20 protein-coding genes and 1 riboswitch are annotated in these 20,120 nt (G+C 68.8%); of the genes, 14 read left to right on the top strand and 6 right to left on the bottom strand.

Annotated elements, in window-relative coordinates; all coding sequences use genetic code 11:
• Positions 1–25: 25 nt before the first annotated feature.
• From RS85_RS12475 to RS85_RS12445, 7 genes are all read left to right on the top strand, one after another.
• On the top strand, positions 26–589 hold the full coding sequence (locus RS85_RS12475) for a GNAT family N-acetyltransferase (protein ID WP_046013793.1): 564 nt from the start codon (positions 26–28) through the stop codon (positions 587–589).
• Between the two features lie 54 nt (positions 590–643).
• Entirely contained in the window at positions 644–1,507 is an 864-nt protein-coding gene (locus RS85_RS12470; RefSeq protein ID WP_046013792.1) for an Fpg/Nei family DNA glycosylase, read from the top strand.
• Between the two features lie 70 nt (positions 1,508–1,577).
• A riboswitch (FMN riboswitch) is annotated at positions 1,578–1,723 on the top strand.
• A 75-nt stretch (positions 1,724–1,798) separates the two neighbouring features.
• On the top strand, positions 1,799–2,842 hold the full coding sequence (gene ribD / locus RS85_RS12465) for a bifunctional diaminohydroxyphosphoribosylaminopyrimidine deaminase/5-amino-6-(5-phosphoribosylamino)uracil reductase RibD (protein ID WP_046013791.1): 1,044 nt from the start codon (positions 1,799–1,801) through the stop codon (positions 2,840–2,842).
• Entirely contained in the window at positions 2,842–3,516 is a 675-nt protein-coding gene (locus tag RS85_RS12460; RefSeq protein WP_046013790.1) for a riboflavin synthase, read from the top strand. Before ribD ends, RS85_RS12460 begins: the two co-directional genes overlap by 1 nt.
• Positions 3,513–4,781, top strand: coding sequence for a bifunctional 3,4-dihydroxy-2-butanone-4-phosphate synthase/GTP cyclohydrolase II (locus tag RS85_RS12455; protein ID WP_046013789.1), 1,269 nt, complete (start codon positions 3,513–3,515; stop codon positions 4,779–4,781). The genes RS85_RS12460 and RS85_RS12455 overlap by 4 nt, the downstream gene beginning before the upstream one ends.
• The gene (gene ribH / locus RS85_RS12450) at positions 4,778–5,251 is read left to right on the top strand and encodes a 6,7-dimethyl-8-ribityllumazine synthase (protein WP_046013788.1); all 474 of its coding nucleotides are present in this window, start codon (positions 4,778–4,780) and stop codon (positions 5,249–5,251) included. Before RS85_RS12455 ends, ribH begins: the two co-directional genes overlap by 4 nt.
• A 180-nt stretch (positions 5,252–5,431) precedes the next feature.
• Positions 5,432–5,785: a hypothetical protein gene (locus tag RS85_RS12445; RefSeq protein WP_046013787.1), complete on the top strand. Its 354-nt coding sequence runs from the start codon at positions 5,432–5,434 to the stop codon at positions 5,783–5,785.
• Positions 5,786–5,955: 170 nt separating this feature from the next.
• Here the strand turns inward: RS85_RS12445 and RS85_RS12440 are convergent, their stop codons facing one another.
• On the bottom strand, positions 5,956–6,942 hold the full coding sequence (locus tag RS85_RS12440) for a LacI family DNA-binding transcriptional regulator (RefSeq protein ID WP_082087626.1): 987 nt from the start codon (positions 6,940–6,942) through the stop codon (positions 5,956–5,958).
• 159 nt (positions 6,943–7,101) lie between these two features.
• Between RS85_RS12440 and RS85_RS12435 the strand changes: the two genes are divergently transcribed.
• The 4 genes from RS85_RS12435 to RS85_RS12420 all read left to right on the top strand — a co-directional run bounded on the left by RS85_RS12435 (position 7,102) and on the right by RS85_RS12420 (position 12,175).
• Entirely contained in the window at positions 7,102–8,019 is a 918-nt protein-coding gene (locus RS85_RS12435; RefSeq protein ID WP_046013785.1) for a carbohydrate ABC transporter permease, read from the top strand.
• Positions 8,020–8,065: 46 nt separating this feature from the next.
• Complete coding sequence (locus RS85_RS12430; RefSeq protein WP_046013964.1) at positions 8,066–8,911, top strand: carbohydrate ABC transporter permease; 846 nt, start codon at positions 8,066–8,068, stop codon at positions 8,909–8,911.
• 67 nt (positions 8,912–8,978) lie between these two features.
• Positions 8,979–10,331, top strand: coding sequence for an ABC transporter substrate-binding protein (locus RS85_RS12425; protein WP_046013784.1), 1,353 nt, complete (start codon positions 8,979–8,981; stop codon positions 10,329–10,331).
• 98 nt (positions 10,332–10,429) lie between these two features.
• Positions 10,430–12,175, top strand: coding sequence for a glycoside hydrolase family 35 protein (locus RS85_RS12420; protein WP_046013783.1), 1,746 nt, complete (start codon positions 10,430–10,432; stop codon positions 12,173–12,175).
• A gap of 8 nt (positions 12,176–12,183) precedes the next feature.
• Here RS85_RS12420 and RS85_RS12415 read toward each other — a convergent pair whose 3' ends face one another.
• A complete protein-coding gene (locus RS85_RS12415; RefSeq protein WP_046013782.1) occupies positions 12,184–12,672 on the bottom strand; it encodes a hypothetical protein in 489 nt (162 codons plus the stop codon).
• Positions 12,669–13,166 (bottom strand): metallophosphoesterase family protein, encoded by a 498-nt coding sequence (locus tag RS85_RS12410; RefSeq protein WP_046013781.1) that lies wholly within the window; start codon positions 13,164–13,166, stop codon positions 12,669–12,671. The genes RS85_RS12415 and RS85_RS12410 overlap by 4 nt, the downstream gene beginning before the upstream one ends.
• Before the next feature lie 105 nt (positions 13,167–13,271).
• On the opposite strand from RS85_RS12410, the gene RS85_RS12405 reads away from it, so the two are divergent.
• Positions 13,272–14,732, top strand: coding sequence for an MFS transporter (locus RS85_RS12405; RefSeq protein ID WP_200894830.1), 1,461 nt, complete (start codon positions 13,272–13,274; stop codon positions 14,730–14,732).
• Positions 14,733–14,814: 82 nt separating this feature from the next.
• Here the strand turns inward: RS85_RS12405 and RS85_RS12400 are convergent, their stop codons facing one another.
• The 3 genes from RS85_RS12400 to RS85_RS12390 all read right to left on the bottom strand — a co-directional run bounded on the left by RS85_RS12400 (position 14,815) and on the right by RS85_RS12390 (position 17,324).
• Positions 14,815–15,450 (bottom strand): HAD family hydrolase, encoded by a 636-nt coding sequence (locus RS85_RS12400; protein WP_046013779.1) that lies wholly within the window; start codon positions 15,448–15,450, stop codon positions 14,815–14,817.
• A 44-nt stretch (positions 15,451–15,494) separates the two neighbouring features.
• Positions 15,495–16,526 (bottom strand): S66 family peptidase, encoded by a 1,032-nt coding sequence (locus RS85_RS12395; RefSeq protein WP_046013778.1) that lies wholly within the window; start codon positions 16,524–16,526, stop codon positions 15,495–15,497.
• Positions 16,527–16,658: 132 nt separating this feature from the next.
• Positions 16,659–17,324 (bottom strand): endonuclease domain-containing protein, encoded by a 666-nt coding sequence (locus RS85_RS12390; protein WP_235282431.1) that lies wholly within the window; start codon positions 17,322–17,324, stop codon positions 16,659–16,661.
• A gap of 419 nt (positions 17,325–17,743) precedes the next feature.
• Between RS85_RS12390 and RS85_RS12385 the strand changes: the two genes are divergently transcribed.
• The gene (locus RS85_RS12385; RefSeq protein ID WP_046013776.1) at positions 17,744–17,950 is read left to right on the top strand and encodes a hypothetical protein; all 207 of its coding nucleotides are present in this window, start codon (positions 17,744–17,746) and stop codon (positions 17,948–17,950) included.
• An 81-nt stretch (positions 17,951–18,031) separates the two neighbouring features.
• Entirely contained in the window at positions 18,032–19,930 is a 1,899-nt protein-coding gene (locus tag RS85_RS12380) for an ABC transporter ATP-binding protein (protein ID WP_046013775.1), read from the top strand.
• Positions 19,931–20,120: the final 190 nt, after the last annotated feature.

Raw genomic sequence — 20,120 nt, 5'->3', positions numbered from 1 at the left:
GCGGCGCGCTGGTTAGGCTGTCGGGATGGAAACCGTCGCGCTCATCACGGAACGGCTCGTGCTGCGTGCACCGACCTCGGCCGACGTCGAGGCGATCGAGGCGGCGTGCCAGGATCCGGAGATCCCGCGCTGGACGACCGTGCCGAGCCCGTACACCCGCGCGGACGCGGAGGACTTCGTGCGGCTCGTCGAGGGATGGTGGGCCGACGGCAAGGAGACCGTCTGGGGGATCTTCGCCGACGGCCGCCTCATCGGCATGATCGGGCTGCACGACATCGAGGACCATCACACCGGCGGGCACGCCGAGATCGGGTTCTGGGTCGTGGCATCCGCCCGCGGCAAGGGCTACATCCTCGAGGCGGCCCGCGCCGTGATCGACTGGGGCTTCGCCGAACTCGGACTGGTCCGCATCACGTGGCGAGCAGTCGCGGGAAACGTGCCCTCTGCCCGCACCGCTCGGGCCCTCGGGTTCCGGTACGAGGGCCTCCAGCGTCAGGCGCTGACGAGTCCGCGGGGACGCGACGACGGCTGGTTCGCCGGTCTCCTGCCGAGCGACGACCGCACGCCGGTCGATTGGCCCGTGCTCTGACCGGCGCCCGGGCCGACACGTGACAGTGTCGGATGCCGGTGGCAGGATGACAGCATGCCTGAGATGCCGGAGGTCCAGGGGCTCACTGCGTTCCTCGGCGAGCGCACGGTCGGCCGCACGATCACACGTGCGACCGTGTCGGCGATCGCCGCGCTGAAGACGTATGACCCGCCTATCACGGCGCTGCAGAGTGCCGAGATCACAGCATCCGCTCGCCTCGGCAAGTTCATCGTGCTGTCCTGCGGCGACGACCTGCACCTCGTGTTCCACTTGGCCAAGGCCGGGTGGCTGCGCTGGTACGAGGCGCTGCCCGCGACGCTGATCAAGCCGGGCAAGTCGCCGATCGCCCTGCGCATCGCGCTCGACGACGGCAGCGGCTTCGACCTGACGGAGGCCGGCACCAAGAAGTCGCTGGCGGTCTACGTCGTCCGCGACGTGCAGGAGGTGCCGGGGATCGCCCGCCTCGGCCCCGACCCGCTCGACTCCGCCTTCACCCGTGACACCTTCGCCGCGCTCCTCGAAGACCGGCGGATGCAGATCAAGGGACTCTTGCGCGATCAGGCGGTGATCGCAGGCATCGGCAACGCCTACTCCGACGAGATCCTGCACGCCGCGAAGATGTCGCCGTACGCCATCGCCGGAAAGCTCGACGACGCCGAGATCGATCGGCTGTTCGCGGCCATGCAGGAGACGCTGACGGATGCCGTCGCCGAGGCATCCGGCAAGCCACCCGCCGACCTGAAGGACGCCAAGCGCCGCGGTATGCAGGTTCACGCGCGCCGGGGCGAGACGTGCCCGGTCTGCGGCGACACGGTGCGCAGCGTGTTCTTCGCCGACCGCTCGCTGGAGTACTGCCCGACCTGCCAGACCGGCGGCAAGATCCTCGCCGACCGGCGGCTGTCGAGGCTGCTGAAATGACCGGTGTGCCGCCCCCGTCGTGACGCGGAATGAAATGTCCGCAGACGCGTTGAGTACACTCAGAGCATTGAACGTGCTCCGGGGTCGGTGAGAATCCGAACCGGCGGTGACAGTCCGCGAGCGTCTCGGTACTTCCGGGATGCCGATCCGGTGGAATTCCGGGACCGACGGTGATGTGAGGGAGACCTCGCTAGTCCGGAAGGGAGGCAGCACGGGGCGACGCCTGTGCGCGCGCCTACTGTCTCCCTCTCCGATCAGGAGAAGCTCCGGAGCCTCACAGGAGGACGACGGATGGCAGTCAACGGGACGGAGCGCGAGGCGATGAGCCGCGCGCTCGAGCTCGCCGCCCGCGGCCCGCGCGGAGTGAACCCGCAGGTCGGCGCCGTCATCCTCTCCCCCGACGGCGAGATCCTGGCCGAGGGCTGGCACCACGGCGCCGGCACCCCCCACGCCGAAGTCGACGCGCTGTCGAAGCTCGCTCCCGGTGCGGCGCACGGCGCGACCGCCGTCGTCACGCTCGAACCCTGCAACCACACCGGACGCACCGGTCCCTGCGCCGTCGCCCTGATCGAGGCGGGCGTCTCTCGGGTGGTCTACGCACTCGACGATCCCGGCGTCGCGTCGGGCGGCGGGGCGGAGCGCCTGCAGGATGCCGGCGTGAGCGTCGAGTCCGGGGAGCAGGCGGATGCCGCGCACGCCCTGATCGACGGGTGGCTCACCGCTCAGCGCCTCGGCCGCCCGCACATCACGGTGAAATGGGCACAGAGCCTCGACGGTCGCGCGGCCGCCGCCGACGGTTCGAGTCAATGGATCACCGGGCCCGCCGCACGCGCCGATGTGCACCGCCGTCGCGCAGCGTCCGACGCGATCGCCGTCGGCACAGGCACCGTGCTCGCGGATGACCCGGCGCTCACGGCTCGGGATGGCGATGCCCTGTTCCCGGATCAGCCCGTCCCGGTGATCATCGGAGCCCGCCCGACTCCCCCTGATGCCGCGGTGCACCGGCATCCGCACGCTCCTCTCTTCTTCGACACCCACGATCTGCCCGCGGTCGCGGCCGACCTGCACGCCCGCGGCATCCAGCGCCTGTTCGTGGAGGGCGGTCCGACGCTCGCCAGCGCGTTCATCGCGGCCGGGCTCGCCGACCGGGTGCTCGCCTACATCGCCCCGGTACTGCTCGGCGGAGACCGCCTCGCACTGACCGACATCGGCGTCGCATCGATCGGCGAGGCTCGACGCCTCGCCGTGGACGAATGGGTGCCGCTCGGACCCGACCTGCTCGCGATCGCACACCCCGTGATCGACGACCGCCCTCAGAACGAAGGAGCCGCCTGATGTTCACCGGAATCATCGAGGAGATCGGCGAGATCACCGCCATCGCGCCGTCCGGCGACGGCTGGCGCCTGACCGTGCGCGCGCCGAAGGCCGCGTCGGATGCCGTGCACGGCGAGTCGATCGCCGTCTCCGGCGTGTGCCTCACGGTGGTCGGTTCGACCGCCGACACGTTCGACACCGACGTGATGAAGCAGACGCTCGACGTCGCCGCGATCGGCGGAGCGAGCGTCGGCACGCGGGTCAACATCGAGAAGGCCATGCCCGTCGGCGCACGCCTGGGCGGACACATCGTCCAGGGTCACGTCGACGGTGTCGGCGAGGTGCTCGAGGTGCGACCCGGCGCCCAGTGGAGCGTGCTGCGCGTGAGCCTTCCGGCCGACCTCGCACCGCTCGTCGTCGACAAGGGCTCGATCTCGGTCGACGGCACCTCGCTCACCGTGAGTGCGGTCAGCGCCCCTTCGACAGGCTCAGGGACCCAGCGAGGCTCAGGGACCGAACCGGGGCACTGGTTCGAGATCTCGCTGATCCCGGAGACCCTGGCCGCGACCACCCTCGGCACTCGCGCGGTCGGCGACCGCGTGAACCTCGAGACCGACATCCTCGCCCGTCACGTCGAGCGCCTGCTCGCATTCAGAGCGACCACCGACGCAGCACCGGAAGGAGGCTCGCGATGAGCCTTTCCACCATCCCCGAAGCCCTCGAGGCGCTGCGCGCCGGACGACCGGTCCTCGTCGCCGACGACGAGAACCGCGAGAACGAGGGCGACGTCATCATCTCGGCCGAGCTCGCCACCCCGGAATGGGTCGCGTGGACCGTGCGCTGGTCGTCGGGCTTCATCTGCGCCCCGATGCCCGCCGACCTCGCCGACAGCCTCAACCTGCCGCCGATGGTCGCGGCCAGCGAGGATGCGCGTTCGACGGCCTACACGGTGAGCGTCGACGCCGCCGAGGGAGTGACCACGGGCATCAGCGCGCACGACCGCGCCCACACGCTCAACGTGCTGGCGAATCCCTCGTCCACCGCGACGAGCATCATCCGTCCGGGGCACGTGCTGCCCCTCCGCGCCGTCGACGGCGGCGTGCGCGAGCGCAGCGGCCACACCGAGGCGGCGGTCGAGCTGATGAAGCTCGCCGGGCTCCAGCCCGTCGGCGGCATCGCCGAGGTCGTGGCCGAGGACGGCAGCATGATGCGACTGCCCGGACTCATGGAGCTGGGCGCCCGCGACGGCGTCCCGGTGATCACGATCGAGCAGTTGATCGCGCACCTCAACGAGATCGATCCGGAGGGGTCGACGCCGAAGGCGGTTCGCGGACGCCGCGTGAGTCTGCGCGCCGACGCCACCGTGCCGACCACGCACGGCGTCTTCCGCTTCCTCGCATACAAGGACCGCGTCACCGGCACCGATCACCTCGCGGTCGTCTCGGGCGAGCTCACCGACACGGCGCTCGTGCGGGTGCACTCCGAGTGCCTGACCGGCGAGGCGTTCGGCTCGCTCAAGTGCGAGTGCGGGCCCCAGCTCGACGCGGCGCTCGACGCGATCGAGCAGGAGGGCGGCGTCGTCGTCTACATGCGCGGCCACGAAGGACGCGGGATCGGCCTCATCAACAAGCTCCGCGCGTACGCGTTGCAGGAGGAGGGCCTCGACACGGTCGACGCGAACCTCGCGCTCGGCCTCCCCGCCGATGCCCGCGAATACGCCGCGGCGGCCGGCATCCTGAGCGATCTCGGCATCTCGAAGGTGCGCCTGCTGACCAACAACACCGACAAGGTCAACCAGCTGCGCGAACTCGGCCTCGACATCATCGAGCAGGTGCCGCTGATCGTCGGCGTCGGCCCGAACAATCACCAGTACCTGGAGACCAAGCGTGACCGGATGGGTCACATCATCGGTGCGGAGGAGCTCGCAGAGGCCCTCGCCCATGGAGAGGACGCGAAATGAGCGGCGCAGGAGCACCGAAGACCGAGAAGATCGACGGCAGCGGCCTGAACGTCGTCGTCATCGCCGGCACCTGGCATGAGGTCATCTCGAACGGATTGATCGCGGGCGCTGAGCGCGTGCTGAACGACGCCGGGGCCACCCACCGCGTGGTGCGCGTTCCGGGTTCATTCGAGCTGGCGCTCGCGGCGCAGGCCGCGTTCGCGGGTGGAGCGGATGCCGTGGTCGCCCTCGGCGTCATCATCCGCGGCGGCACTCCGCACTTCGAGTACGTGGCGGCAGCGACGACCGACGGCCTCACGCGCGTCGCGCTGGATGCCGGCAAGCCGGTCGGCTTCGGCGTGCTGACCCTCGACGACGAGAAGCAGGGCCTCGACCGCGCCGGTCTCGAGGGCTCGAAGGAGGACAAGGGTGCCGAGGCTGCGGATGCCGCGCTGCGCACCGCGCTCCTGACACGGGAGCTGCGCGGCTGAGCACGGCCTCGCACGCGCCGGGACGGCACAGTTGCCGGGAGAATTCACGGATGCAGGGAGAAGTCACCGATTTCGTCCTACATCCGTTCTTCGGTACGACATCTGTGCCGACGCGGCCGGCACGCGAGGTGAGGACCGCCTTGCTGGCGGTATATCGGCCGAGGTGGATAGCGTGACCGCATGGAGACCCTGCGCCTGATCGTCGTGCTCGTCCACCTCATCGGCTTCGCCGTGCTGTTCGGATCGTGGGCGGTGCAGGCCTTCGGCGGCGAGCGCAAGATCACCCGCATCATGGACTACGGCCTGCTGATCGCCGGAGTCGCGGGCCTCGCGCTGGCGGCTCCGTGGGGCATCGACGGTCCGCTGAACTACGCGAAGATCGGCACCAAGCTCGTCGTCCTGCTGATCATCGGCGCGATGCTGGGCATCGGCAGCGCCCGTCAGAAGCGCGGGCAGGCCGTGCCCTCCGCGGTGTTCTGGCTCATCGGCATCCTGACGGTCACGAACGCGGCGATCGCACTCCTCTGGCGCTGAGCCGCGGAATCCGGCGTCCCCCGTCCGGCATCCCGCGTCCCGCATCATTGCGGAGGACATCCGCATCGCGGAGGGTGCTCTCGGCGTATCCGGCCCTCCGGAGTGCAGATCTCCTCCGAAACGCCGGCTTCCTGAGCCGCGGCTCGCCGCGTGAGCCGCGGAATCCGGCGTCAGCGCGCCCGCGGGGGTGCGGTGCTCTCCCGCACGACGAGCTCGGTGCCGACGAGGGGCGTGTGCACGCGCTCGGCTCCGTCGAGCTCGCCGAGCAGCGCATCGACCGCGAGGGCACCGACCCGCTCCGGATGCTGCTGCACCGTGGTCAGCGGAGGCCAGAGCTGCGCGGCATCCGGCAGTCCGTCGAAGCCGACGATGCTGACGTCCTCCGGCACCTCGCGGCCCGCCTCGCGGAACGCGCGCAGCACCCCGATCGCCATCTGGTCGTTCGCCGCGAACACCGCGGTGACGTCGTCGATCTCACGCAGCCGGAGACCTGCCCCATAGCCCGACTCGGCTGACCAGTCCCCCTGCAGCACCTCGGGGATCGTCAACCCGCGCCCGTCGAGCGTCGCCCGCCAGGCCTCACGTCGCCGCTCGGCGGAGTACGACTTCGCCGGGCCGGCGACATGCCAGACCGTGGCGTGGCCGAGGTCGAGCAGGTGCTCGGTCGCGAGCCGTGCTCCCTGCGCCTGATCCGTGTCGACGAACGGATGCAGGTCGCCGCGGTTGGAATCGACGAACACGACCGGAAGCGCCTGCGGGATCTCGATGTCGGCCTCATCGAGCTGGTGAGCCTCGATCACGATGATGATGCCGTCGACCGCGTGCTCCTCGAGCCGGCGGAAGGCTCCCGCGACGGTCTCCCCCGCGCTGGACTCGACCGGGATGAGCGTGAGGGCGTAGCCGAGCTGCGCCGCACGCACGGCGATCGCGTCGAGCGTGCGCTGGTTTCCATAGGAGCTGAACGAGAACATCACGACGCCGATGGTGCGGAACCGCCCGGATCGCAGGGCGCGGGCGGCACTGTTCGGCCGGTAGCCGAGGCTCTGCATCGCAGTTTCCACGCGTTCGCGCGTCGCGGCGCCGACGTAGCCGCGGGCGTTCACGACGCGGGAGACGGTCTGGCCGGAGACACCCGCTTCGCGCGCCACGTCCTCCATCGAGGGCTCGCGGCGACGCTGCGTGGGCTCTGCCAGAGGTTCGGACGACACGATCACCCATCCATTCATATGTTGACGTTGACACACTAGCAGCGCATCGCATATGTTGACGTTGACACATGGCGCCCCGAGCGCTCCCACCCGAAGAAGGTCTCGTCGATGACGACTGATTACTCCGCAGCTCTCGGTGCCCCCGGCATCCGACGCCGCGACAAGCGCGACTGGAAGGGATGGGCCTTCGTCGGCCCGTTCATGGTCGTGTTCGCCCTGGTGTTCCTGACACCGCTCGCCTACGCGCTCTACCTGAGCTTCTTCCAGGAGAGGCTCATCGGCGGCACCGCATTCGTGGGGCTGGACAACTACGCCCGCGCGCTGAGCGATCCGCAGTTCTGGGAGGCGTTCGGCCGCGTCGTGGTCTTCCTGGTGGTGCAGGTGCCGATCATGCTCGTGCTCGCGCTCGGCGCGGCACTCGCCCTCGACAGCGCACGGCTGCGCGGAGCATCCTTCTTCCGCATCATCATCTTCCTGCCGTACGCCGTTCCCGCCGTGGTCGCGGTGCTCATGTGGGGCTACATCTACGGCGACCAGTTCGGTCTCGCCAGCAACGTCAACGACTTCCTCGGCATCGACGCCATCACGCCGTTCGCGAAGGAATGGATGCTGGTCTCGATCGGCAACATCGTGACGTGGGAGTTCGTCGGCTACAACATGCTGATCTTCTACTCGTCACTCAAGACCATCCCCACCGACATGTACGAGGCGGCGTCGCTCGACGGTGCGGGCGCGTGGCGCACGATCTTCTCGATCAAGATCCCCTCCGTCCGCGGAGCGCTCGTGATCGCCACGATCTTCTCGATCATCGGCAGCTTCCAGCTCTTCAACGAGCCGAACATCCTCCGCCCGCTGGCACCCAACGTGATCACCACGTTCTTCACCCCGAACATGTACGCGTACAACCTGTCGTTCGCGGGCCAGCAGTTCAACTACGCCGCGACCATCGCCATCATCATGGGCGTCATCACCGCGGTCATCGCCTACGTCGTGCAGCTGCGCGGCTCGAAGTCTGAGGTGCGCTGACATGGCACTCCCCCTCGCCCGCGCTTCCCGCAAGCGTCACGACCTGATGAATCCGCGGAAGTCGAACACGTTGCTGATCGTCATGGTCGTCTACGCCCTGTACACACTCGTGCCGCTCGTCTGGCTGCTGTTCAGCTCGACCAAGACCCAGTCGGGGCTCTTCAGCTCGTTCGGCCTCTGGTTCGCCGACGACTTCGCGTGCTTCGACAACCTCGTCGCCACGTTCGCCTATCGCGACGGCATCTTCCTGCGGTGGCTCGGCAACACACTCCTCTACGTCGTGGTGGGCGCCGGCGGTGCGACGCTGCTCGCGACGATGGCGGGCTACGGACTCGCGAAGTACAAATTCCCCGGCCGTCGGGCGGTCTTCGCCGTCGTGCTCGGCGCGGTCGCCGTGCCGGGAACGGCACTCGCCGTCCCGACCTTCCTGCTCTTCAGCGAGCTCGGACTCACCAACACTCCGTGGGCGGTCATCATCCCGTCGCTGATCAGCCCGTTCGGGCTGTATCTGATCTGGGTGTTCGCGACCGAATCGGTGCCGACCGAGCTGCTGGAGGCCGCGCGCATCGACGGCGCCGGCGAGTTCCGCACGTTCTTCACCATCTCGATGCGGCTGCTCGCTCCCGGCATCGTCACGGTGGCGCTGTTCACGGTCGTCGCGACCTGGAACAACTACTTCCTGCCGTTGATCATGCTCTCCGACCCCGCCTGGTACCCGCTGACCGTGGGCCTCAACCAGTGGAGTGCGCAGGCCATCGGCGCCGGATCACAGCCCATCTACAACCTCGTCATCATGGGCTCCCTCCTCACGATCATCCCGATCGTCATCGCCTTCCTGCTGCTGCAGCGGTTCTGGCAGTCAGGTCTCACCGCGGGAAGCGTCAAGCAGTAGCTCCCTGCATCCCCTGCATCACCACCGCGGCCCGACGTCGGACCGCACCTCCCGAAAGGACACAGCAATGAAGCACCTTCCCTCCTTCTCGCGGCGCACCCTCACGGTGCTCGCCGCGGGCACCGTGGCAGCGCTGGCGCTGGCCGGATGCAGCGCCGGCGGCAGCGGATCCGGTGGCGGCTCGGGCACCGGATCGTTCGACTCCGTCGAGGCCGCTCTCGAGAAGGGCGGCGAGATCACGTACTGGTCGTGGACCCCCTCCGCCGAGGCGCAGGTCGAGGCGTTCCAGAAGGAATACCCGAATGTGAAGGTCAACCTCGTCAACGCCGGCACCAACAACGAGGAGTACACCAAGTTGCAGAACGCCATCAAGGCGGGCTCCGGCGCTCCCGACGTGGTGCAGGTCGAGTACTACGCACTCCCCCAGTTCGCCCTGACCGACGCGTTCGTCGATCTCTCGCAGTACGGCTTCGCCGACTTCGAGGACGACTACACCGCGTCGACCTGGAACTCGGTCACCGACGGTGACGCGATCTACGGTCTGCCGCAGGACTCGGGACCCATGGCGCTGTTCTACAACAAGACCGTGTTCGACGCGGCGGGCGTCGCCGTGCCCACGACCTGGGACGAGTACTACGAGGCCGCCAAGACGATCAACGCGGCGAACCCCGACGCGTACATCACCAACGACACCGGCGACGCCGGCTTCGCGACCTCGATGATCTGGCAGGCCGGCGGCAAGCCGTTCGAGACCTCGGGCACCGACGTCACCCTCGACCTCGAGGATGCCGGCACGAAGAAGTGGACCGAGAACTGGAACCGCCTCGTCGAGGAGGATCTGGTCGCGCCGTACTCCAGCTGGAGCGACGAGTGGTTCCGTGCCCTCGGCGACGGCAGCCTCGCCACCCTCGTGATCGGCGCCTGGATGCCCGGCAACCTCATCTCGGGCGCCCCCGACGGTGCCGGCGACTGGCGCGTCGCGCCGATGCCGACCTATGACGGCTCGCCCGCGAGCGCGGAGAACGGCGGCGGCGGTCAGGCCGTGACCACGCAGAGCAAGAACCCGGAACTCGCTGCGGGCTTCCTGTGGTGGCTGAACAACTCCGAGGAGAGCATCTCGATCTTCCTCGAGTCCGGCGGCTTCCCGTCGACGACCGCCGAGCTGTCGAGCGAGGAGTTCCTCGCCGACGCGCCGGAGTACTTCGGCGGACAGAAGATCAACGAGGTGCTGGCCGGAGCGGCCGATGACGTGGTCGAGGGCTGGAGCTACCTCCCCTACCAGGTGTACGCGAACAGCATCTTCGGCGACACCGTGGGCCAGTCGTACCAGAACAGCTCGGACCTGAACGAGGGCCTGACGGCCTGGCAGGACGCGCTGGTCGAGTACGGCGACTCGCAGGGCTTCGCCGTCAACAAATAGCACGCCGGCCGGATTGGGCCCCACTGGGTCCCTGAGCCTGTCGAAGGGCCCAGTGGGACCCAATCCGGCCTTCCTCTTCACCGAAAGCACCGCGACACGTGACCTCTTTCTCCATCGGCGACGCCGACTTCCTCCGCGACGGCGCGCCCCACCGGGTGATCTCCGGCGCCATCCATTACTTCCGGGTGCACCCCGACCAGTGGCAGGACCGCATCCACAAGGCGCGGCTCATGGGCCTGAACACCATCGAGACCTACGTCGCCTGGAACGCGCACGAACCACGACGCGGCGAGTGGGACGCGAGCGGGTGGAACGACCTCGGCCGCTTCCTCGACCTCGTGCACGCGGAAGGGATGGATGCCATCGTGCGCCCTGGGCCCTACATCTGCGCCGAGTGGCACAACGGCGGCCTCCCCGTGTGGCTGACCGGCGGCGAGCGCGCACTGCGCTCCTCGGAGCCGTCGTTCCTGATCGATGTCAGCGCCTACCTGCGTCGGGTCTACGAGATCGTCGCCCCGCGTCAGATCGATCGCGGCGGTCCGGTCGTGCTGGTGCAGATCGAGAACGAGTACGGCGCGTACGGCGCCGACAAGGCGTACCTCGAGACCCTGGTCGCGGTGACGCGGGACGCCGGCATCACGGTGCCGCTCACGACCGTCGATCAGCCCACCGACCGGATGCTGGCCGACGGCAGTCTCCCCGAACTCCATAAGACCGCTTCCTTCGGCTCGCGCAGCGCCGAGCGCCTCGCGACGCTCCGCACGCATCAGCCAACCGGTCCGCTGATGTGCTCCGAGTTCTGGGACGGGTGGTTCGACTGGTGGGGCGGCGTGCACCACACGACGGAGGTCGCCGCCGCGGCATCCGATCTCGATGCTCTGCTCGCCGCAGGCGCCTCGGTGAACATCTACATGTTCCACGGCGGCACGAACTTCGGCCTGACGAACGGCGCGAACGACAAGGGCCGCTATCTGCCGCTCGTCACCTCGTACGACTACGACGCTCCGCTCGATGAGGCAGGCGAACCGACCGAGAAGTTCTTCGCGTTCCGGGAAGTCATCTCGCGGTACGCCCCGGTGCCCGATGAGCTGCCGGTGCGCGCGACTCCGGCACCGACCTTCGAGGTCGCACTCGCGCCCGTCGGTCCGTGGACGGATGCCGCGGCATCCGGCTCCGCCACCGACGAGCCGCAGACCTTCGACCAGCTCGGCCACCTCAGTGCGCTGGTCCGCTACGACGTCGAGCTGCCGGATGCCGCGGGCGGACTGCTCGAGATCGGCGACGTCCGTGACCTCGCCTGGGTGAGTGTCGACGGGCAGCGGGTCGGAACTCTCGCCCGCACCCGACACGACAGTGCGCTGCGGATTCCCGCCGGCCGCACCCTGAGCATCCTCGTGGAGGACCAGGGAAGGGTGAACTACGCCCACCGTCTGGGCGAGGAGAAGGGGCTGGTAGGTTCCGTCGCGCTCGATGGCGATGAGCTCACCGGATGGCGTTCGACGCCGCTCGACGTCGCAGCGATCGCCGCCTCGATCGACGAGAAGGTCGACGGTGCAGCATCCGACGTCCCCGAGCGGGGACCGGCAGCCTGGGCTGCCGGCTTCACCCTCGAGGCCGCGTCCGACCTCTTCCTCGACACCGCGTCGTGGAGCAAGGGCTACGCCTTCGTCAACGGATTCTTCCTCGGCCGCTACTGGCGCAACGGACCGCAGCGCACGCTGTATGTTCCGGCACCCGCGACGCGAGAAGGCGCGAACCGGCTTGTCTTGCTGGAGCTTGAGCACGTGCTGGCGCCGCGGGCATCGTTCGTCGACGCGCTGGCGCTCGGCGACACGGAGGAGTGAGTCGGCGTTCAGTCGCGGTGCGTGTGCCAGAGCCCGGCGGACAACCGCTCGGCATCGTCGTCATGGATGCGCTGCCAATTCCGACCGCCACGGGCGAAGGTGGCTCGCACACCGCCCGGCACCTGCGCCTGGTCGATCGGTTCAGCGAGCCACTCGCAGGGCCGCACGTGCACGAGGTCCGCGGCGGCGGCGTCCTCTCCGGGGTCATACGCCCAGGGGCCGGCGATGCGTCCGAGATAGGTCAGGCCGTCGACATCCCTCGTCCACACGAACGCACCGATCGGCGCCTTCGCGAACCGTTCGATGCGCCACGCCAACCGGATGCCGGACTGCGCGTCTGCCGTGACCAACGCCTCAGCCAGTGAGCCGGGAGCCGGCTCCAGCCTGCCCCCGATGCCGCAGATGCCGAGCTCGAGCGCCCGCTCCGGCCCCACCCCGCGGGGCACCGCATCGTCACGCGAGCGCATCGGTGCGCGATAGACCGGCATCTCGCTCATCGAACGTGCACCAGCGTCGCCTCGATGTCGGCGCCGTCGATCGTGGCCCACATCATCGTGCAGACCGGCTGCCGTCGTCGATCCGTGGGCGACCCGGGGTTCAGCAGGCGCATTCCCGCGGGAGACACGGTGTCCCACGGGATGTGCGAGTGTCCGAAGACCAGGAGGTCGACCCCGGGAAACGCGGCATCCATCCGATCCTCGCGTCGCGTCGCTGCTCCCGTCTCGTGGATGACCGCGATCTCGACGTCCTCCACGCTCAATCGGGCGATCTCGGGCAGCCGCGCCCGCAGCTCGGGACCGTCGTTGTTGCCGAAGACGCCGTGGAACGCGCGCGAGCGCGACTCGAACAGGTCGAGGGTGGCCGCGTCCACCCAGTCCCCCGCATGGATCACGATGTCGGCCTCATCGATCGCCGTGAGCACCTCGTCGGGCAGGCGGCGCGCGCGCTTCGGCACATGCGTGTCCGCGAGCAGCAGCATCCTCGTCGTCATGCTCGCCACGGTATCCGATACGCCCAGCGCACACAGCGAACACTCAGGAAGGCGTAAACTCGCCCGAGTCCCCCGGCACGACGGGGACTGATCGGAGAAAGCACCTTGAGCACTGCACCTGCGCCCGCGAATCCGCGCTCGCGCGTCATCACGGCGAGCCTCGTCGGCACCACGATCGAGTTCTACGACTTCTACGCGTATGCGACAGCGGCCGTGCTCGTCTTCCCCGCCCTGTTCTTCCCCACCGGGAACGACACCACCTCGCTGCTGTCGTCGTTCGCGGTGTTCGGCGCCGCGATGGTGGCGCGTCCGATCGGCGCTATCGTCTTCGGACACTTCGGTGACAAGTTCGGACGGAAGGCGACGCTCGTCGCCTCGCTCCTCACGATGGGTATCGCGACGTTCGTGATCGGCCTGCTGCCCACGTACCAGGACATCGGCTGGTGGGCGGCCCTCCTGCTGCTCATCCTGCGTCTCGCGCAGGGCTTCGCGCTCGGCGGCGAGTGGTCGGGGGCGGCGCTGGTCGCCACCGAGAACGCCCCGAAGGGCCAGCGCGCCTGGTACGGCACGTTCCCTCAGCTCGGCGCCCCGCTCGGTTTCATCATCGCGAACCTGCTGTTCCTCAGCATCAACTGGCTGCTCCCGCACGGCGAGAACCCGCTGCTGAAGTCGGAGGCGTTCCTCTCGTGGGGCTGGCGCATCCCGTTCCTGTTCTCCGCCGTGATGGTCATCGTCGGCCTGTGGGTGCGGCTCAAGCTGGTCGAGTCCGACACGTTCAAGAACGCCGAGAAGAAGGGCGCGATCCGCAAGCTGCCCCTCGCCACGGTGTTCCGTCACCACTGGAAGCAGCTGATCCTCGGCACGTTCATCATGCTGGCGACGTACGTGCTGTTCTACCTGATGACGAACTTCACGCTCGCCTACGGCACCAAGGCCGCCTCGCTCGAGACGGCATCCGCCGCCGCCCAGTCCGCCGCAGAAGCCGCGGGCAAGGACTTCGACGCCTCGGCCTTCGCCGCCCAGTTCTACCCGGGACTCGGGTTCGGCTACACCGACTTCGTGCTCATGCAGATCATCGGCGTGGTTTTCTTCGGCATCTTCACGCTGCTCTCCGGTCCGATCGCCGACAAGGTCGGCCGTCGTAAGCTGCTGCTCTGGGTGACCGGGCTCATCATCGTCTTCGGTCTGCTGTTCAACACGTTCCTGCTTCCGGCCGCGGACCCGAAGTTCACGGGCGCGCTCGTGCAGGCGTTCCTCGTGTTCGGCTTCATGCTCATGGGTGCGACGTTCGGCCCGATGGGTGCGTTGCTGCCTGAGCTCTTCCCGACGAACGTCCGGTACACCGGGTCTGCCATCTCGTACAACGTGTCGTCGATCCTCGGAGCAGCCGTGGCCCCGCTGATCGCAGTGGGGTTGTGGGAACTCGGCGACGGCGCGCCCTGGCTCGTCGGCGTGTACCTCTCGGCGATGGGCGTGCTGACGTTCATCGCGCTGATCCTCTCGCCCGAGACGAAGGATCACGACTACGAGGACGACCTCGGGGTGGCTGCGCTCTCACAGCGCTGAACCGTCCCGTCCCCGCGGTTCCGGTCGCAGAAAGGCACGCATCTCCCTCCGAGATGCGTGCCTCTCTGCGACGGGAGCGGGGTCAGGCGGAGTCGCTGGCGGCCAGGAACGCCTCGATCGCGGCGATCGTCTCGGCGTTGTCGCGGTGGAGGATCCCGCGGATGCCGACATCCGCCGCTCCCGCGATCGACACGGCGTGATCGTCGATGAAGAAGACGTCCTCCGGAGCGGCGCCGAGACGCTCGAGCGCACGGAGGTAGGCCCGCGGGTCAGGCTTGTTCACGCCCTGCTCGTGGCTGTAGCAGATCGGATCGAAGATCTCCGAGAAGCCGAAGCGTCGCTCCTCCTCCTCGCGGGCGCCGTCGGCCGAGTTCGACAGGATGGCGAGCCCTGCGCGATCGCGGAGCGATCGGGCGTACTCGATCAGCTCGGTGTTGCCGGTGCCGCAGTAGGCGTCCCAGAAGTCGGCGCGCATCGCGCCGCGCTGCTCGGTGTCGAGCTCGAGAGCCGTGCTGAGGCGATTCCAGAACTCGGCTTCCGTGCCGGAGGTCACATCGATCGGCGGCAGGTTCGCCGCCGATACGCGCGCGTCGAAGTCCTCCGTCTCGAGCCCCGAACGCTCGCGCCAGCGCTGCCGCCACTGCTCCTGCCACGTGTCGTCGTCGACGACTTCGAGCACGCCGCCGATGTCGAAGAGGATCCATTTCGCGTCGGTCATCCGGACACCCTAGGACAGCGGCCTGAACGCTCTCGGGCGCGGGGCTAGTACTCGGCGGTGACCGTGCGGGTCGCGCCGTCCAGTGTCATGGTGCCGCCGTAGGGCACGATCCACTGCGGGCGGGTGTGTCCGAAGGGGACGCCGACGCAGACCACTGCCTCGGAGTTGTACCGCACGACCTGCTCGATCACGGCATCCGCCTGCGCGGAGCGGAGTGCAGCCGCCTCGACAGGCGACGGGTGGAACTCGAAGTCGCTCACCGGAGGACGCGCGACCACCACTCCGGCGACCGCGCCCAGGATGCCGCGCTCGCCCAAGCCCCGCAACCATCGCGCCACCCAGCCGGCGGGCGGCCGCTCCTCACTGGTCTCGAGCAGCAGGATCGCTCCCTCGAGCGCAGCCACGGGCGGCAGCCGGTCTGCGAGCGCGAGCCCGTCGATGACCTCGAGGCAGCCGCCCCAGGTGCGCCCTTTCACGCTCTTCGCCGACCCTGCCCACGTCCACTCCTCGGTCGGCGTGCGATCGCCGAACTCGGTGAGCGCGCGCGGGTCCGCCCAGCGCCTGCCCACGTCTTCCGACTCCCCCGGCTCGGTGATCTCGAGCACGCCGCCGTCGAGCAGCAGCGCGCGCAACGACCGCAGGTGGATGTCGTCGACGAACGGTCCGGGTCCGAGATGCACGGCGGTCGAGCCGCCGTAGTAGCCGCGGACGCCGAGGCCCCAGAGCCAGTTGAGGATGTTGGTGTTGTCGCTGTATCCGATGAACGGCTTGGGATCGGCGACCGGGAGCGCCGGGTCGAGATGCGGCACCACGAGCATCTGATCGTCGCCGCCGATCGTGGCGAGGATGGCGCGGATGCCGGGATCGGCGAGAGCCGCGTTCACGTCGGCCGCGCGAGCCTCGGGAGTCGCGTCGAGCTGCCGGGTCGTCGGGTACTCGACCGGCACGAGGCCCGTGAGCTCGCGCAGTCGCCGCAGCGCCTGCTCGTGCAGGGCGGGCGCGACTGCGGGGGCCGCGAATGCGGGCGAGAGCACGGCGACGCGGTCTCCGGGGATGAGCTTCGGTGCGGACAGCATCCGTCCAGTGTGTCATCGGGCGGCGGGCCGACAGTTCGGAGGAGATCCGCGTTTCGGAGGTCTGGAAACAAGGTTCCTGTCCTCCGAAACGCAGATCTCCTCCGTATTGCGCGCGGCCGGTCCGCCGGCCGCTCAGGTACGTGCACGGTGCAGCCCCTGCGCGACAGCCCGCATGATCACGTCCTGAACGTCGGGCCAGTCGTCCACGATCTGGCTGTATCCGATCCGGATGACATGGAATCCCATCAGCATGAGCCGAGCATCGTGGGCGATGTCCTCCGAGCGCTGGTCGCCGACGTGGTGCCCACCGTCGATCTGCACGACCAGACGGTCACCGATGAGCAGGTCGACTCGGTGACCGGCCAGCCAGATCTGGCGCCGAAGCGGGAGCTTCAACCACCGAAGGCGCGGCACGACGATCGTCTCGAGCCCCGAGTCCGCGAACGGCGTGAGCTCGGCGAAGAGGTGACGCGCTTCGGTCGCCAGAGGCAGACCATGAAGCACCTCGATCGTCGTCTTCTGCGTCTGGAGGGCCGAGTTCCAGATGGCCAGAGCCTTCTCGCGGGGTTGGCAGCGAGCGACGATGGCGAGCACGTTCTCGATCGGGTCCTCCAGTGCCGAGGGTTCACGCGGGACGACCGGCCGTTCCCAGTGCACGTGCGCACGGACGGCGATGCGCCCGGCGTGGCGCGGCGCTGCGACGTGGGTGCTGCCATCCTTCAGCACCCAGAGCCCGAGCCTGTGCGCCTGCGTGATGCAGGTGAGGACGACTCCGGTCTTCGCCGCAGCGACGAGCATGGGGTCAGCCCCAGGGAGGGTTACCCACCCTCGACGAACGCGAACCACGTCGCCACGCTGGACCGCTCTATCCACCATGTGCCGTGTGATGCCTTCGGATCGCAAGGCCGAAACCGGAGCCACGCCATTCGCCGCCTGCATGATCTCGAGAAGTCGCATCGCCCCAGGCTCTCGAATCTGCTGCGACGCGCGGTGGTCAGAGCGCTCGGCGCCCAAGGCGTCTGGACACCCCGCGACACAGCGGCGATGTGGAGGAACAGTGGATGCACATGGGCTCGGCACACCGGAGGGGATCCACGCTTCGGAGGGCCGAATCAGCGGACACGCCCCTCCGCACTGCAGATCCCCTCCGATCCGCCACGTCAATTGATGTTGACAACCCGCCCCGCGTCAACGAAGATTGACGCAGGAGGTCCACCATGACGACACCGACCGCGATCGCGGAAGACGACGGAGGCGAACCGCTGGCCGAGCTGCACCGGCTCGCCGGCATCCGCAAGGAGATCTCGCGCGCCGAGGAGGGGCAGGTGCGCCGAGCACGCAATGCCGGGTACTCGTGGCAGGCGATCGCCAGCGCCCTCGGTGTGAGCAAGCAGGCCGCGCACCGCAAGTACGGCCGCCAATAGATCCTGGGCTTACAGCCCATCCACAGAATCCGGACGTGCACGAAGTACGTTCTAAGTACCCTTCTCAGATCGAGGTCCCGCATGTCCAGCACGGCGACACCACGCCGCCGCGGACGCGGTGCGCAGCCCGAAGGCCCCCGCGCCACGTTCCGCCAGCTCCTCCCCTTCCTCTTCGAACACAAGCGCACACTCATCGTCGTCGCCGTGCTCAGCATCGTCGGCGCCGCGACGTCGCTCGTGCAGCCGCTGCTCGTCGGTCAGGTCATCGAGGCGGTGCAGTCCGGAGGCACGCTCGGCATCCTCGTCTGGCTCCTCGTCGGCTTCGTGATCGTGTCGTCGATCATCTCCGGGTTCCAGCACTACCTGCTGCAGCGCACCGGAACCGCGGTCGTGTACTCGAGCCGGCGCAAGCTCATCTCGCGCATCCTGCACCTGCCGATCTCGGAGTTCGACGCGCGCCGCACCGGCGACCTCGTCTCCCGCGTCGGCACCGACACGACGCTCCTCTATGCCGTGCTCACCCAGGGACTGGCGGATGCCGTCGGCAGCGCCGTCCTGTTCCTCGGGGCCCTCATCGCGATGCTCGTGATCGACCCGATCCTGCTTCTCCTCATCGTCATCGTGATCGGCGTCTCGGTCGTCACGGTCGTGCTGCTCAGCGGTCGCATCCGCACGGCATCCACGCAGCAGCAGGAGAAGGTCGGTGCGCTGGCATCCGGCGTCGAACGCGCGATCGGCTCGATCCGCACGGTGCGCGCGTCGGGCGCGACCGAGCGCGAGACCGCCGCGGTGTCTGAGCTCGCATCCGACGCCTACGGGATCGGAGTGCGGATCGCCAAGATCTCGTCGCTGGTGGTCCCCGTCTCGGGCATCGCGCTGCAGCTCTCGTTGCTCGTCGTGCTGGGCGTCGGCGGATTCCGCGTCGCGGCCGGCGCGATCACAATCGCCTCGCTGATCGCGTTCATCATGTTCCTGTTCCTGCTGGTGATGCCCCTCGCCACGACGTTCGGCGCGATCACCTCGGTGAACCAAGCGCTCGGCGCCCTCGGCCGCATCCAGGAAGTGCTCGACCTGCCCACCGAGACGCAGGACGACGATCGCATCGCGGCCTCCCTCCGCGGAGAGGCGGCCTCGGACGCGGCATCCGGCGCAGCTGCGGCCATCGAGTTCCGCGACGTGCGCTTCCACTACCCGGCGAACGTCGTCGCCGCCCGCGAGGCGGCGGCCAAGGAGGCACGGAACCTCCTGGCCGACGCGCACGTCGAAGCGGCGGATGCCGATGCGAGCGCGGTCCCCGACCACGAGGTGCTGCGCGGCGTGTCGTTCACGGTGCCCCGTGGCTCCCGCGTGGCGCTGGTGGGCCCGAGTGGTGCCGGCAAGAGCACGATCCTGTCACTGATCGAGCGGTTCTACGACCCGACGGGTGGTTCCATCCGGCTGCACGGGCACGACGCTCGCACCTACCCGCGCGACGAGCTCCGCGCCCAGTTCGGCTACGTCGAGCAGGACGCGCCCACCCTTGCGGGAACTCTGGCCGAGAACCTCCGGCTCGCGGCGCCCGATGCTTCCGACGCCGACTGCGAGCGCGTGCTGCGTGCCGTGAACCTCGGCGACGTGCTCGAGCGCAACCCGCTCGGGCTCGCGGCTCCCGTCGGCGAGGACGGCGTGATGCTCTCCGGCGGCGAGCGCCAGCGCCTCGCGATCGCCCGCGCGCTGCTGACGAACGCTCCGATCCTGCTGCTCGACGAGTCGACGTCGTCGCTCGACGGCGTCAACGAGCAGCGGATGCGCGAGGCGATCGACGCCGTCTCGACCGACCGGACCCTCATCGTGATCGCCCACCGACTGTCGACCGTGGTCGACAGCGACCTGATCGTCGTGCTGCAGGACGGCGTGGTGGTCGGCCAGGGAACCCACGCCGAACTCGTGGAGTCGACGCCGCTCTACCGCGACCTCGCGCGGCACCAGCTGCTGGCCTGACTTCCCCTCCCCCTCCGTCTTCCTCCGAGACCCCGGCTTCGCGTCGAGACCCCGCCCTGCGGACGTCCACAACGCGGGGTTTCGACCGCAACCCGGGGTCTCGGCGAAGAATGCGGACATACGCGAAGGCGGGACACCGGAGACCACTCAGCCATGGGTTTGTCTCCGGGGTCCCGCCTTCGCGGGTAAG

The organism is Microbacterium sp. SA39 (assembly GCF_000967865.1).
In the GTDB taxonomy this organism is placed as follows: domain Bacteria; phylum Actinomycetota; class Actinomycetes; order Actinomycetales; family Microbacteriaceae; genus Microbacterium.
Note: the sequence above shows the minus strand (reverse complement) of the source record. Positions and strands in the feature narration are given on the sequence as shown.

Bases quoted from the DNA above. Each gene is read 5' to 3' on its own strand.
- RS85_RS12445 (WP_046013787.1), top strand. From the start codon at position 5,432: ATGGAGACCCTGCGCCTGATCGTCGTGCTCGTCCACCTCATCGGCTTC.
- ribD (WP_046013791.1), top strand. From the start codon at position 1,799: ATGGCAGTCAACGGGACGGAGCGCGAGGCGATGAGCCGCGCGCTCGAG.
- RS85_RS12455 (WP_046013789.1), top strand. From the start codon at position 3,513: ATGAGCCTTTCCACCATCCCCGAAGCCCTCGAGGCGCTGCGCGCCGGA.
- RS85_RS12435 (WP_046013785.1), top strand. From the start codon at position 7,102: ATGACGACTGATTACTCCGCAGCTCTCGGTGCCCCCGGCATCCGACGC.
- RS85_RS12380 (WP_046013775.1), top strand. From the start codon at position 18,032: ATGTCCAGCACGGCGACACCACGCCGCCGCGGACGCGGTGCGCAGCCC.
- RS85_RS12390 (WP_235282431.1), bottom strand. From the start codon at position 17,324: ATGCTCGTCGCTGCGGCGAAGACCGGAGTCGTCCTCACCTGCATCACG.
- RS85_RS12400 (WP_046013779.1), bottom strand. From the start codon at position 15,450: ATGACCGACGCGAAATGGATCCTCTTCGACATCGGCGGCGTGCTCGAA.
- RS85_RS12470 (WP_046013792.1), top strand. From the start codon at position 644: ATGCCTGAGATGCCGGAGGTCCAGGGGCTCACTGCGTTCCTCGGCGAG.
- RS85_RS12415 (WP_046013782.1), bottom strand. From the start codon at position 12,672: ATGAGCGAGATGCCGGTCTATCGCGCACCGATGCGCTCGCGTGACGAT.
- RS85_RS12460 (WP_046013790.1), top strand. From the start codon at position 2,842: ATGTTCACCGGAATCATCGAGGAGATCGGCGAGATCACCGCCATCGCG.
- RS85_RS12385 (WP_046013776.1), top strand. From the start codon at position 17,744: ATGACGACACCGACCGCGATCGCGGAAGACGACGGAGGCGAACCGCTG.
- RS85_RS12440 (WP_082087626.1), bottom strand. From the start codon at position 6,942: ATGGAGGACGTGGCGCGCGAAGCGGGTGTCTCCGGCCAGACCGTCTCC.
- RS85_RS12425 (WP_046013784.1), top strand. From the start codon at position 8,979: ATGAAGCACCTTCCCTCCTTCTCGCGGCGCACCCTCACGGTGCTCGCC.
- RS85_RS12430 (WP_046013964.1), top strand. From the start codon at position 8,066: ATGAATCCGCGGAAGTCGAACACGTTGCTGATCGTCATGGTCGTCTAC.
- RS85_RS12475 (WP_046013793.1), top strand. From the start codon at position 26: ATGGAAACCGTCGCGCTCATCACGGAACGGCTCGTGCTGCGTGCACCG.
- ribH (WP_046013788.1), top strand. From the start codon at position 4,778: ATGAGCGGCGCAGGAGCACCGAAGACCGAGAAGATCGACGGCAGCGGC.
- RS85_RS12410 (WP_046013781.1), bottom strand. From the start codon at position 13,166: ATGACGACGAGGATGCTGCTGCTCGCGGACACGCATGTGCCGAAGCGC.
- RS85_RS12395 (WP_046013778.1), bottom strand. From the start codon at position 16,526: ATGCTGTCCGCACCGAAGCTCATCCCCGGAGACCGCGTCGCCGTGCTC.